This window comes from Mucilaginibacter sp. SMC90, from assembly GCF_022811725.1.
Classification (GTDB): domain Bacteria; phylum Bacteroidota; class Bacteroidia; order Sphingobacteriales; family Sphingobacteriaceae; genus Mucilaginibacter.
Genome location: NZ_CP094527.1, coordinates 4,951,476 through 4,965,587 on the forward strand (window position 1 = coordinate 4,951,476; position 14,112 = coordinate 4,965,587).

Annotated in this window: 8 protein-coding genes; 4 read left to right on the plus strand and 4 right to left on the minus strand. The window is 41.3% G+C overall.

From position 1 onward, the window contains the following. The first annotated feature begins 256 nt into the window (after positions 1 to 256). Positions 257 to 3,037, plus strand: a complete 2,781-nt coding sequence (locus MTO98_RS20735) for a substrate-binding domain-containing protein (RefSeq protein ID WP_243480897.1) — start codon at positions 257 to 259, stop codon at positions 3,035 to 3,037. A 334-nt stretch (positions 3,038 to 3,371) separates the two neighbouring features. Here the strand turns inward: MTO98_RS20735 and MTO98_RS20740 are convergent, their stop codons facing one another. From MTO98_RS20740 to MTO98_RS20755, 4 genes are all read right to left on the minus strand, one after another. After that, positions 3,372 to 4,133 (minus strand): tRNA(His) guanylyltransferase Thg1 family protein, encoded by a 762-nt coding sequence (locus tag MTO98_RS20740; protein ID WP_243480898.1) that lies wholly within the window; start codon positions 4,131 to 4,133, stop codon positions 3,372 to 3,374. Next, positions 4,123 to 4,569 carry a hypothetical protein gene (locus MTO98_RS20745; protein WP_243480899.1) on the minus strand — a complete coding sequence of 149 codons (447 nt, stop codon included), beginning with the start codon at positions 4,567 to 4,569 and terminating at the stop codon, positions 4,123 to 4,125. Before MTO98_RS20745 ends, MTO98_RS20740 begins: the two co-directional genes overlap by 11 nt. 345 nt (positions 4,570 to 4,914) lie before the next feature. Continuing rightward, complete coding sequence (locus tag MTO98_RS20750; RefSeq protein WP_243480900.1) at positions 4,915 to 5,664, minus strand: glucose 1-dehydrogenase; 750 nt, start codon at positions 5,662 to 5,664, stop codon at positions 4,915 to 4,917. A gap of 92 nt (positions 5,665 to 5,756) precedes the next feature. Further along, entirely contained in the window at positions 5,757 to 6,347 is a 591-nt protein-coding gene (locus MTO98_RS20755; RefSeq protein WP_243480901.1) for a Crp/Fnr family transcriptional regulator, read from the minus strand. A 151-nt stretch (positions 6,348 to 6,498) separates the two neighbouring features. On the opposite strand from MTO98_RS20755, the gene MTO98_RS20760 reads away from it, so the two are divergent. From MTO98_RS20760 to MTO98_RS20770, 3 genes are all read left to right on the plus strand, one after another. Beyond that, on the plus strand, positions 6,499 to 7,041 hold the full coding sequence (locus MTO98_RS20760) for a carboxymuconolactone decarboxylase family protein (protein WP_243480902.1): 543 nt from the start codon (positions 6,499 to 6,501) through the stop codon (positions 7,039 to 7,041). Positions 7,042 to 7,137: 96 nt separating this feature from the next. Then, a complete protein-coding gene (locus tag MTO98_RS20765) occupies positions 7,138 to 7,599 on the plus strand; it encodes a DUF417 family protein (protein ID WP_243480903.1) in 462 nt (153 codons plus the stop codon). Positions 7,600 to 7,991: 392 nt separating this feature from the next. After that, positions 7,992 to 14,048 carry an alpha-2-macroglobulin family protein gene (locus MTO98_RS20770; RefSeq protein ID WP_243480904.1) on the plus strand — a complete coding sequence of 2,019 codons (6,057 nt, stop codon included), beginning with the start codon at positions 7,992 to 7,994 and terminating at the stop codon, positions 14,046 to 14,048. Positions 14,049 to 14,112: the final 64 nt, after the last annotated feature.

Below are 14,112 nucleotides of genomic sequence, written 5' to 3' on the forward strand. Positions count from 1 at the left end.
GTATCAAAAACGTTTGAAATTGTTATTTAATTTAAATAACTAAAAATCAGATACTTAAAAAACAAACAGCATATAAACTACGGGATATTTCCAATCCTGTATCATCAATTCTTCGTTATTGTACCATAAGCACTATTGCTTAATAGTAAAAATGTCAGTACAACATTTGTTAGGTTGGATACATTATCCCTAATTTTGATATGGGAAGCCTTTTCCTGCCAATTATTACCTGTATAAACATTTTTACTTCGTTAACATGTATCAACAAAACCGCCTTGTTTATCTGTCAGGCCTGCTATTGTGTTTATTCATAACAGTAATAAGTAGCTTTAGCTGTAATAAGGCACCTAAAAATCAAACCTACACAATTGGTTTTTCGCAATGTACCGGGCTTGATTTGTGGCGTAAAACCATGCTTAACGAAATGAAGACCGAGCTATCATTGCATCCCGGTGTCAATTTCATTTATGCAGATGCACATGGCGATAGCAAAACACAGGTGAGCCAGGTATCAAAAATGCTCAGGGATAAAATAGATCTGCTCATCATTTCTCCTAATGAGGCACAACCCCTTACCCCCATTGTTGACGAAGCTTATCAAAACAATATCCCGGTAATCATTATCGACAGAAAAACTTCTTCCTCATTATATACGGCTTATATAGGTGCCGACAATTATGAACTGGGTAAACTGGCCGGTCATTATTTAGGAACTACCCATAAAGGGAACCTTAATCTTGTAGAAGTTATGGGACTTCCGGGCTCATCACCGGCTATTGAAAGAGACCGTGGCTTTATGGACGGCATTAAGCAGTTTCCAAACATCCATGTAAAAACCAAAATTTACGGCGACTGGCTCAAAGCAAACGCAGAAAAGCAGTTACTAAAAATAAAAGACAAACTAAATGATGTTAACGCCATTTTTGCTCATAACGATAATATGGCGCTCGGCACGCGCACTGTTCTCAATTCCATAAAATCGGTAAAGCCGGTTAAAGTAATTGGGGTTGATGCCTTGCCCGGCATTGGCGGCGGTATGGAGATGGTTGATAATAAATTAATTGACGCGAGCCTGGTTTATCCTACAAGCGGCAAGGAAGCTATTGTAACTGCATTTAAAATATTGAACAAAGAGCCTTTTCTGCGCGAAAACATATTGCAGTCGCTGGTTATTGACTCAACCAATGTACAGTTGATGAAAATGCAGGTTAATAAAATAAACAGCCAGCAAAATGATATCATCAAACAACAAAGCTTACTAAAAGAGCAGCAACTGGTTTACAAAAGTCAGCAGGTAGTGCTTAACATCATTGTTATTTTATTGGTAATGGCCATTGTTTCGGGGGGGCTTGCCTTTTACTCTTTAATGGAAAACAGGAAGATCAATAAAAGCCTTGAAGCCAAAAATCAAGAGATCCAGCTGCAACGAAATCAGTTGATCGAAATGTCGGCCAAAGCGCAGGCCGCAACCGAGGCCCGGTTAAATTTCTTCACCAATGTTACACATGAGTTCCGCACGCCGCTTACACTTATGCTATCGCCGTTGAATGATATGCTGAAAGATGAAAAGTTAAGCGATATAGCCGGCAATGGGTTAAAAATGGTTAATCAAAACGCTTTCAGGCTTTTAAAGCTGGTTAACCAGTTAATTGATTACCGAAAAATTGAAGTAGATAAAAACACCATCAAAGCGTCGGAAAACAATATTGTAGCTTATGTACGGGATATTATCGAAAGTTTCAGGTTCCATGCAAAAAAATTAAAGATCCAGTTTTACCTGGTACCAACCGAAAAAAATATCCCGGTATGGTTTGATGTAAACATGCTTGATAAGGTTTTCTTTAACCTGTTTTCAAACGCCATCAAATTTATTTCGGGCGAAGGTGCCATAAAAGTTTATATCCGCAGGGATAAAGATTTTGTTTATGTAGATATCCACGATAACGGAGTTGGTATTTCTGAAGAAGACGCCGCCCTCATATTCGATCAGTTTTACCAGGCAGACAATGCCCCGCGGGTTGGATCGGGCATAGGATTATCTTTGTCAAAAGAGATCATTCTTTTACACCACGGCTGTATTGAGGTAACAACAAAAAAATGGGAAGGCACCACGTTTAAAATAACACTTCCATTAGGCGATGCTCATTTAAACGATAACGAAAAAACAGAAAACAAGGATACCTGGCCCAATATGGATGAGCAGTCAAAAGCTTACCAGGCAGATATTGACAATCTGCAAACTGACCGGGAAATACACCTTGGTGCCGAGCCAAAAGAGTTATCGATTTTGCTTGTTGAAGATAACGCCGACCTGCTACAATACCTTTGCCAAAAATTCAGCGAGCACTTTGAAGTGTTTACAGCCGCCGACGGAAACCAGGCTTTTACGCAGGCTTATGAAAAAGTACCGGATATCATCATTTCTGACGTGGTGTTACCGGGATACTCAGGTAAGGAAATTGTACAACGCTTAAAGACAGACCTGCGCACTTCGCATATCCCGGTTATATTGCTTACTGCGCAAAGCAGCGACGAGCAAAAAATTTCCGGCATGCACTCCCTTGCCGATCTCTACATTTCAAAACCGTTTAACTTTGACTATTTGCTGGCAGGAGTACAGAACTTATTAAAAAACAGAAAGATACTGCGTGAACATTATTCAAGCGATATAACCGGGCCCGAAAAGTTGACAGCAGCTAAAACGCTCGATAAAAAATTTATTAATGACTTTGCAGGCATAGTAGAAAAAAATATTGCAAACGAGAATTTTAGCATTGAAGATATCTGCAGGCTCATCGGAATCTCCAGGATACAATTGTACCGTAAAATAAAAGCGCTTTTAGGCTGTACAGTAAATGAATATATCTTAACCCGCCGGCTAAAAAAAGCAAGCTATTTATTGATTAACGAAAACCTGAGTATTGCAGAGATCACTTACCAGGTAGGGTTTTCAAGTCCCAATTATTTTTCAACTGCTTTTAAAGCAAAATATGGTTGTCCCCCGTCTGAATACAAACACAGCAAAGTGAACGGGTAAACACTTTGCGGGCAGTTAAAAAGGACTTGCAGTTTTTGTAAATATGATCAATTACCAATATTTGCTTCAAAACAAATTCTTGAGATTTAAGGACCCTATTCGTTCATTTGTTTTAATTTTATAAATTACATTTGTTTAATCTTATCAAACAAGATTTTAATACCCCTGCGTGTTCTGCACCTGCCAAAGCCTGTCTCCGATGGGCTTTTTGTATTTATATCATAATATTTCAAATCGTTGAATTACTTGACCGAAAATGCAGTGCAAAATGCCTGTTTAATAACAGGAAAATCACAATTTGTTGGTTACTCCCATTATGCAAGCTTCATCAATCCTAAACGCTTTCCAGGAAACTTTGTATAAATCTGTTGTATTCTTCGCGCAAGGGTAATTCGAAATCTGTGTGCAATATTCGCTTATCAACCAAAACATGCTCATTGGTTTTGGGGTTAAATCCTTCTTTTTTTACATCTTTCCAATAAATACCTATTCCTCTTTTTTGCCATGTAGGAACGTTATTGAAGTTGATGCCATATTGAAACAACAATTCGTTTTTGGCCGCAATACTCATGCCTTCAATTTTCGAGGTAGCCTCACCTACGGTGTTATTATCTTGCCTCAAGCGCCAGTAGCAATGCGCGTTTAAAGCATTCCTGTGTGCATCTTCATTACGCCATCTGAAATAATCCTCTACCAATTTTGAGTTGGGGATTTCAGAAATACGACAATCAAAAGCCCCTACGCTTCCCAGCCCAACAGAAAATTTGGCACTGGCCTCACCTGCCAACACAGAAATATATTTCCTGATCTTTCTTCCAAAAAGGTTTTCATTGGGATGAAATAGCAAGGATATTTCATCGCTTTGTGTATAGCCATAAATCACATTGAAACCACAGGTCATCAGGTGTATTACAGTTTCAACCATTAAGTCGCGGAACCTTTCATCAAATGGCGCTTTAAATTGATGCACCTCTTTGGTGAGCCGGGTGAAGCCTCGTCCATCAATCCTGGCAATAATATACATATCAGGTAAAACGCAACGGTCTTGTGAGGTTTCGTAAACCCTCATTTTAACATCCAAATTATCAAATTTCATTTGACCATTCTTTTACGGTAAATGTGTTATTCTCGGCCGTTACATAATACAATTCATCAAACCCTTCGTCCATAGAAGGCAGGCGCAATCGCCCGTAAGTTCCCTTTATTCCAATTTCAGGAATTTTCTCGTTGCCCCAACGCTGGTTATTACGATCCAGGGCATCGGTCAGTTTTGATTGAAAATAATATCCGGTTACTTTGAACTTGTTTGCTTTTGCAATGGCTATATATTTAGCCCTTTCTTCTGGAGAAGGATTAGTATTGTCTATTACAAAAGGGTGAAACGTGAGAATACAGGTTTCAATAAACCGGAGTTCTTTGTTTCTTGTATTTAATTGGTCTAAGGAAATGCGCATGTGCGTTTTAAAAAACTTCTCTTTAAAAAAAGTAGTTTTCCCAGTTGCCTGAATGCCACAAAATATTACTGCTTCCATTGTACAAAGCCATTAACTGTATAAATACAAAAAAGGAAGAACTATTGCTATTTCTTCCTTTTTTGCGTTTTGCGGAGACAGGGATTTGTATACACACCTGTTTCCCGCTTTAAATTGATATTTTAAGGGTTTTCATTTTCGAACTAATCGATTTACTCACCACTTTTATATTTTAAAGATTAGCTGCAAATGCTGCATTCAAATATACTAAAATCGATCTGTAAATAAACCGGGTCGATCTGTTCTGAAGGCTTTCATGTAAAACTAACCTTCGTCACACACGCAGGTGCTTTTTTATGAAATACACCAAAAACGGTTGACTCCTTATTAAAAGCTTATTTTAATTTATAGATCGCGCAGCCCGCCATCAACCAATAGTTCGGTGCCTAACAGATAACTTGAATCGTCTGATGCTAAATATACTGCTGCGGCTCCAATTTCAGAAGGCTTACCAAGGCGTTTTACCGGTGTAAAGTTGCCCATGTTCTCTGCCATTTGCCTGGCTTCATCAGCAGAACTTGCGACTGTATTGAACACCGGTGTATCAATTGGACCCGGGCTCAACGTATTCACGCGAATTTTCAACGGTAACAAATCTACCGAAAAGCTCCGCGCTAAAGAACGTACCGCAGCCTTGGTGGCAGAATAGGCTGCATGATTTGGCACACCTTTGCCGTTTACAGTAGAAGATATCAAAATGACCGATGCGCCTTCATTCAACACTGAAATCGCTTTCTGGACTGTGAAAAATGCGCCTTTAAAATTAACATCGCTTACTTTATCAAACTGTTCTTCGGTAAAGTCTGCCAATGGATTAAGCACATATACGCCTGCGTTGGCTACCAATATATCCAGTTTTCCAAATTGTTCAGATACTTGCTGGTAGATCTGTTCCAGATCGGTGAGACTGGAAACGTCGCCCCGGAAGCCAGTGGCTTCGCTGCCCAGTTCTTTTACGGCACTATCCAAAGCCGACTGATTCCTGCCTGTAATAATAACCTTTGCGCCTTCCGCTATAAATGATTGGGCAATACCTAAACCTATACCGCTGCTTCCGCCTGTGATCAGGGCTACTTTGTTTGTTAACTTTTTCATAATCTTTTTACTTGTTTTGTTTGACTATGCAAAGTTGCCTCACAACTGATTTTCCGGAGATGAAGTAGATTAGGAAAAAAGGTTGAACTACTTCAACTTTTTGGCTTAACCCGTTGATTGCGGATTTTGGAAAGAAATTCAGTGGTCATACCCAGGTAGGAAGCTATAACGTACTGAGGGAATCTATTAACCATCAACGGATATTTCTCCATAAACAATTCATAGCGTTCTTCGGCAGATTGAGTGAGGCTGCTGATAATTCGGCGTTGCATGAATGCCACCGAGCGTTCGGCCAGGATGCGGAAAAAAGTCTCAAATTTATGGTTTTCAGCCTTTAGCTTAATTTCCTGCTCGTGTGTCAACTGGAATAACAGGCTATCTTCCATGGCGATGACAAACATGCTGGCCGGCTGCTGAAATATATAGCTGTTGTAATCGGATATCCACCACTCCTCAACTGCTAACTGAATGGTATGATCCTGCCCTTCGTCGCCAACTACGTACGCTCTTAAGGAACCATCTAAAACAAAGTAGCGGCTTTTAGCGGTAAAATCGGGTTGGATAATGAACTGTCTTTTTTTTACTCTGTGTTCTTTAAAGGCTGCTGCAAATTGTATCCCCTCGTCCTCTGTCAAGGCAACATGCTTTTTAGCATAGCTAATAATAGTATCCTGGTGGCTCATATAATTAAGGTCTGAATAACAAATATAGAGAATTGAGATATTGAACTACTTCAACATCCTTTCCTAATCTACTTCATTGAAACGGGGAGCGCCCTCATGCCACCTTTGTAATGTCAACAATGACGTAACAACAATTAAAAAATTCAGCATAATGGAAACTCAAACAAATTTCACAGTGCCCACCAGATCAGAAGTATCAGCCAACAACCAGGCAATTTTTGATAGCCTTCAAAAAGGTTTAGGTTTTGTACCAAACCTGTATGCTTATTTCGCAAAAAATGAAACTGCATTAGGCGACTATCTTACATTGCAAAATCGCAAAAGCACGCTGCGTGGTAAAGAAAGAGAAGTGGTTAACCTGGTAACCAGCCAGATCAACGAATGTAATTATTGCCGGGCCGCTCATACTGCTTTAGGCAAATTGAATGGTTTCACAGATGAACAGATACTGGATATCCGCCGCGGTCATGCCCCCTTTGATAACAAACTGGATGCTTTGGCCAAATTCACAAAATCAGTAGTTCAGAACCGTGGCCGCGCCACCCGGCCCGCAGTTGAAGGCTTCTTCGCAGCAGGCTATACTGAAGCCAATCTCATCGATGTTGTTATCACTGTTGGCGACAAGATTATCACCAATTACATCCATAACTTAACCGAACTCGAAATAGATTTCCCGATTGCAGAGGAAATATAATCAAGATACAGGCAGTGCGGAGCGTGGAATTTTTCAGCTCCGTTTTGAAAATAACACACAAATCATCAATTTTTTAACACATAAAATTTAAAAGTCATGTTAACACTATCAAAAAAAATCGCGGTATGGAACTTGCCGTTTATTATAACCACATTCGGAATAGTAACTATTTTGCTTTGGATCGGTTCATTTAAGTTTGAAGCTGTAGAAGCTAACGGAATTGCACCTTTGGTTACTAACAGCCCATTAGTTAGTTGGGATTACAGTATTTTTGGTGTACGCACCGGTTCTTCGCTTATCGGCATCACCGAAATTATTGCTGCCTTATTGATTCTCGCCGGAATATTCAAACCCAGCCTGGGGCTGATAGGTGCCGCAATATCAATAATCATATTTTTTGTAACCAGTACTTTTGTTTTATCAACCCCTGGAGTAGTGCACATCGTCAATGGCTTTCCACGATTATCCGATCTGGGTTCATTCCTTTACAAGGATATTACCGCTTTAGGCGGATCCCTTTACCTCTTTGTACATTTTGGTGAAAAGGCAAAAGTTTAACGTTTTTTAATATTTAGAAGTGCAGACTTGTTTTGAGTCTGCACTTTTGGTGTTTAGGCCTTTATACTTTCCTGAGGTGGTTGACAACACAATACTTATCATCTTACAGCCTGAAGCCGTTCGGTCTAAACCCAAATCAAGCGGGTCTTTTAGTATTAAGTTCCAATTGAGCATCCGGAAGCAACTTCATCTTGATTATCAAAAAGTTGATGCTATAAAACTGTGAATGAAAAATAAAATCTTATAACCGAGTACCCAAATTGCCTGTTATCCCTCCGGGGTTAATCATCCCGGCATAATTTGCATATGGGCCTTCAACCACAAAATAGTTACAACCTTAACACACTAAACGCCGCAAATGCAAGTTATTTATGCAACTTTAAACCTTGACGATGCTGTTGTCATTTTCCAAATTGCTAAAATATCTGCCGCTGGCAGTCTTCCTCTTTTGTTTTACCTCACTAAGCGCCCAAACTAATTACAGTACCCTTGTTTCGCAGATTGATTCGTTAACAAACATTGGCCTGCCCAAATCCGCTCTCATACTTACCGAACGTCTTGATTCCGCTGCACGGAAAAATGCCTATTTACCTGGGCAAATACAGGCGGCCTTTTCTCGTGTCAGCTTGCAATCAACGCTCGATGCAGATGACCAGGCAACCAACATCGAGGCTTTCCAGATCCGGATCAGAAAAGCTGATTACCCGGTAAAACCCATTCTGCAATCTTTACTGGCCCAGTTATATTGGGTGTATTATCAGCAAAACCGTTACCGCATCAGTCAGCGTATCAAGCAGCAGCATCCGGATAAAGATATCAGAAACTGGGACACCCAAACCATATTCAATCAATGTAGCAATTTATATGAGCTTTCGTTGGCTGATGCCGTAAAAGAGCAAAGCACACCGGTAAATATATTGGGGGATGCCTTAAAAGGAGATACATCAACAAGGTATTTAAGACCAACCTTATACGACTTATTGCTACATCGGGCGCTTGATTTTTTTCTCTCAAACGAAGCTACGATAACTCAACCCAGGCTATTATTTACGCTAAATGATCCGCTTTATTTTAGCGATAGTAAGTCATTTACCAATTTACGAATTGCAACAACCGATACCTCTTCAGTTTATTATAAAGGGATGACGTATTTGCAGCAAGCAACGCTTTTCCACCTGCAAAAACAAAATACGGATGCGTTAGCTGATATTGATTTGAAACGGATTGAATTTGTAAATACCCATTCTTCACGTGTTGATAATGACACGCTGTACGTTAACGCGCTACGTAATTTCGTTACCGGGTTTTCATCAAGTCCGATAAGTGCGGATGCGCTTGTTTTACTGGGTAAGTATTATTCAGAAATGGAAAACCTGGCAACAGCCCTGCAGTACTACAGGCAGGCAGTTGCTGCGCACCCGGAAAGTACAGGAGGGAAAAATGCGGCAAATTACATTAGGCAAATTACACAAACAACCGTGACAGCCTTCATTGAGGATGTCAATATACCGGGCAGGCCCCTTCTTGCATCGCTCAATTACCGGAATATCAAAACTGTAAAAATAAAGCTTTATAAAATTTGGGCGACACAATACAACCAAATGGCCGCTATGCATGATGAGCGGCACCCTGCTTTTAATTATACCCTACAGCCTATCCCTGAAGTATTTGATTATTTGAAAAAGCTTAGGCCTTTAAAAACTGAAACACTCCAACTGCCGGCTGCTGACGACTACCGGCCTCATATCACCGAGTTTAAGATTGATGCACTTAATAAAGGCGTTTATGTACTTGTTATAGAGGATCCCGCAACGGGCAGCGATGAAACACGCCAGCTAACTACATTTAAGGTGAGTGCTTTAACGTCAGTAAGCAAGCGTTTGCCAGATGGGCGTACACAGTTCAGCGTTTTAAACCGGGAAACAGGCGTACCGCTGCCAGGTGTACAGGTAACAACTAATGAGGCTAACGTGCAAATCAGCGATGCAAACGGCAACTGCTATTTTGATTTAGGCGGGATGAACCAGTACGCCATTAAGCTTACCACGGCCACGGATACCTTATACAGCCCCAGGATGTTTCGGGGAAACTCAAATATACCCGACACAAACGCTAACCGCCATATTATTTTTTTCACTGACAGGGAGATATACCGGCCGGGTCAGGCAATTTACTTTAAAGGTTTGTTTATACGTATTGCGGGAGCAAAAAACTCATCACTGCGCGGCGAAAAAGTGAACTACGTTATTAAGGATAATAATAACAAAGCGTTAGCCGGGGCCCAGGTTAGTACTAATGATTTTGGTTCTTTTGCAGGAAGCTTCGTTATACCGCAAAACATTTCAAACGGGTGGATAATGATCACCACTCCATTCGGCAATAAACGGCTCAGAGTTGAAGAGTATAAACGCCCCGGATTCATAGTGAAATTTTTGCCGGTAAAAAACAGCTACAAGCCCAATGATTCAGTAACTATAAAAGGAACGGTCAAGGCATATTCAGGCTATGGATTATCACAGGCCAGGGTGGCTTTTCGTATTAGCATGTTTACACAGGTAACAGATTATCGCAAATTTGATTACCGCAGGTACCGCTCGGCGCTTATTACCGGAAATGTAGTTACAGACACTGTGCAAACCGATAGCCTTGGAGAATTTGAAATCAAATTTAAAGCCTCAGTAAATGCCCCCGACGACAAAAATCTATCCTATCATTACAGCTTAAACGCCGATGTTACCGCCGGGAGCGGCGAAACCCAGTCAGCAAATACCAGCCTCATCGTTACTTCAAAAAACATAGAGGTTTTTGCAAACGTTCCGGAAAGGATAGCTACCGGTGATAGTTCTGAAATAACGGCCAGTGTTCAAAACCTTAACGCAATTAAGCAAAGCGGGCAAATAAAAATAAACATCTATGCGATCAAAAATCCGGGCCGCATATTTAAAAACAGGTTATGGAACAAACCTGACACCTATTTGATGAGCCGGGAAGATTACCGGAATAATTTTCCGCAATACGCTTATGCTGATGAGGATAACCGCGAAACATGGCCTGTACAATATGAGGTGGGCTCGTTCAGCCAACACACTGATGGTAAATCGCCGGTGATATTTGATCTCAGCCAGCTAAAAAATCAACCAACAGGATCGTACAAAGTGGTGATAAACGCTCAAAATGAGCAGGGCGATACCGCTTCTCACACCTATTTTATCAACTTATTTAATAAACCTGCACGGCCTCAGGGAGCCTCCTTTTGGGTTGCGCCAGCGGGTAAGCAATATACCAGTAATAACACTGCCAATTTCATGGTAGGCTTAGGTGCAACAAGTCACGTACTGATGGAAAAGTACAGTAATGGAAAATTGGTATTATCAAAATGGCTGCATTTAAAAGGTAAAGACCAGCAACTGGTAAGCATCCCGGTAGATACAGGTGATAATGATCAGGAGATCCAATTTTTAAGCCTCTTTGAAAATAAGATGTATACCGCGCGTGAAATGATTGGCAGGCCCGCCCTTTCTAAACAGCTGACCATTAAATTCCTTACATTCCGGGATAAACTGCAACCCGGCGAAAAAGAAGAGTGGAAGCTTCAGGTATCAGGCACAGACAAACAACAGGCAGAAATGGTTGCGGGCCTATATGATGCGTCGCTTGACCCTATTAATGGCGCCCAACCCGGCACAATAAATTATGTTTTGCTAAATTATTTAATTAACCATCGTTCATTTATGACTTACGCTAATACGTGGACGAACATACCCCAATACCAATCATCAACACAACCTTTCAAACACGTTAATTTCTATTTTTCGCCAATTGAACGGAATTATGAACGGCTCCTGATGTCAACAGTATACGCCGATGCCAATCAGATCTTTGCCTCCGTTGAAACTACTGACGCATGGGGGATCCCAATTGCAGATCCGGGACAATTGAATTACAAAGGAGACCCTAATATGGTAATCAGTGAACCTGTTGGCAACAGTAAAATCATGATCGGTTCATCAACAACACGGTTAGATGGCAAGGGGCATACAGGGACTCCATACCAAAATCCGCCGCAAACAGTCATGAGGCAGGTGGTTAATGATTATGGCGACCAGGCAAGCCTGGTGCCCATTATCATCCGTAAAAACTTTGCTGAAACAGCTTTTTTCTACCCTCAATTACATACCGACGAAACTGGAAACATCCTGCTTGATTTCACCTTACCCGAAGAGCTGACTACCTGGCACTTTAAAGCTTTTGCCCATACCAAAGATCTTAAAACAGGATATATAGAGCGCCAGATAGTAACCCAAAAAAAGTTAAGCATCATAGCCCGTGCACCCCGCTTTTTACGGGAAGGAGATACGATAGTTATTTCGGCTACACTGGCCAATTTAACTGCTTCGCCACTAAAGGGAGTAGTTGAGCTGAAACTATTTAACGCACTTAACATGCAGCCAGTGAGCTGGTTTGCAAATATCAGCGATTCCAAACAGGCATTTGACCTGTCTGCAGGTACCAATAAAGCGGCGACATTTAAACTCATTATCCCGGCCGGCACCGAAGCCCTCACCTACCGGCTTACTGCAACGTCGGGCCAATTCAGCGACGGGGAAGAAAATACCATCCCGGTATTGCCAAACCGTATGCTGGTAACCGAATCGATGCCAATGATGGTACGTGGCGGCCAAACAAAGTCATATACCTTTACAAAACTCGTCAGCAAAACCAGTTCTACCCTAAAAAGTAAAACCCTTACACTTGAATATACTCAAAACCCTGCATGGTACGCAGTACAGGCATTACCATACCTTATGGAAGCACCGTATGAATGTTCTGAGCAAGTGTTTAACCGATATTATGCTAACAGCTTTTCAACCGATATGGTTAATAAGCTGCCGGCCATAAAACAGGTATTTAGCAGCTGGAGCAGTAATAACAGTTCTGAATTATTATCAAACCTCGAAAAAAACCAGGAACTGAAAGCTACCTTGTTAGAAGAAACGCCGTGGCTAAGGGACGCGCAGAATGAATCAGAACAAAAGAAACGCATGGCATTGCTTTTCGACTTAAACAAGATGAGTTACGAACTGCAAACCAACCTGAACAAACTCAGAGACAAGCAACTGCCCGACGGCGGGTTCCCATGGTTTGGCGGTACATTTGCCGACAGGTACATTACCCAGAACATACTGGCGGGTATGGGGCAGTTATATCAGCTGCATATGGTAAACCTCGCTGACATGGAATTTAAAAACATTGCGGATAAAGCTATGGCTTACCTGGATAAACAACTGTTATCTGCATCTCAACACCAACATGATTTTAATACCCGTACACTTGATCAGTTAGAAATCCATAGTTATTATGCACAAAGCTATTTTACCGCCCGTACAATTCCCCCGGCTTCCAGAGATCTTTTAAACAATTATCTTGACAGGGCGGCAAAACAATGGGTGCAAAAAACAGTGTTCGAAAAAGGGATGATAGCTTTGACCATGCTCCGCAATAACAGGCCAAAGGTTGCGGCGGCTATCATTAAATCGTTAAAGGAAATTGCCGGATATTCAGCTGAAACGGGCATGTACTGGGCTCAAAATAAACCGGGCTATTATTGGTATCAATCGCCAATTGAAACACAAAGCTTACTTATTGAGCTTTTTACCGAAACCGGTGGCAATGATAAACAGTTAGACGAAATGAAAATATGGCTGCTGCGCCATAAACAAACCAATAACTGGCAAACAACCAAGGCTACAGCCGCAGCTTGTTATGCCTTATTGATGAAAGGCGGCAATAACCTGCTCACCGATGCCCATACATCCATAAAACTAAATGGCGAACCACTGGAACAGCTAAAACCTGCTGTTAAAGCTGATACAGGAACAGGTTATATCAAAACTACCTGGATGGATGAACAGGTAAAACCGGCAATGGGAAAAGTTGAGTTAAAAAACACCGGCAATGCCATCAGCTGGGGTGCCCTGCATTGGCAATACCTTGAAAATCTTGATAAAATAACGCAGTCGCAAACCAATATCCATTTAGAAAGAAAGTATTTTATTGAACGACAAACTGCAGGCGGTGTGGTTTTAACACCAGTTAGTGCAAGCAATAATCCGCGAACCGGCGATAAACTTAAGGTGGTCATCAACATGAAAGCTGATTTAAACTTCGAGTATGTGCAATTAAAGGATATGCGCCCCGCTGGTACCGAGCCGGCCGATGTACTATCTGCTTACAAATACCAGGATGGGCTGGTTTACTACCAGGTAACGAAAGACACCGGTACTAACTTCTTCATCAGTACACTTAACAAAGGTAACTATGTATTTCAATACGAGCTTAGGGTGGTACAACCGGGCAGTTTCTCTACAGGTATAACAAGTGTCCAATGCATGTATGCGCCGGAGTTTAACGCACATGCCGGCGGTGCACGGATCAACTTTATGCGCTAACAGCGTGTAAAGTTGTGGGTTACCAAATGCCACAACATGCCACGCCTGGTACTTGCTTTTCATC

Coding starts and splice junctions, on each gene's coding strand:
- MTO98_RS20735 (WP_243480897.1), top strand. CDS start 257: ATGTATCAACAAAACCGCCTTGTTTATCTGTCAGGCCTGCTATTGTGT.
- MTO98_RS20740 (WP_243480898.1), bottom strand. CDS start 4,133: ATGAAATTTGATAATTTGGATGTTAAAATGAGGGTTTACGAAACCTCA.
- MTO98_RS20745 (WP_243480899.1), bottom strand. CDS start 4,569: ATGGAAGCAGTAATATTTTGTGGCATTCAGGCAACTGGGAAAACTACT.
- MTO98_RS20750 (WP_243480900.1), bottom strand. CDS start 5,664: ATGAAAAAGTTAACAAACAAAGTAGCCCTGATCACAGGCGGAAGCAGC.
- MTO98_RS20755 (WP_243480901.1), bottom strand. CDS start 6,347: ATGAGCCACCAGGATACTATTATTAGCTATGCTAAAAAGCATGTTGCC.
- MTO98_RS20760 (WP_243480902.1), top strand. CDS start 6,499: ATGGAAACTCAAACAAATTTCACAGTGCCCACCAGATCAGAAGTATCA.
- MTO98_RS20765 (WP_243480903.1), top strand. CDS start 7,138: ATGTTAACACTATCAAAAAAAATCGCGGTATGGAACTTGCCGTTTATT.
- MTO98_RS20770 (WP_243480904.1), top strand. CDS start 7,992: ATGCTGTTGTCATTTTCCAAATTGCTAAAATATCTGCCGCTGGCAGTC.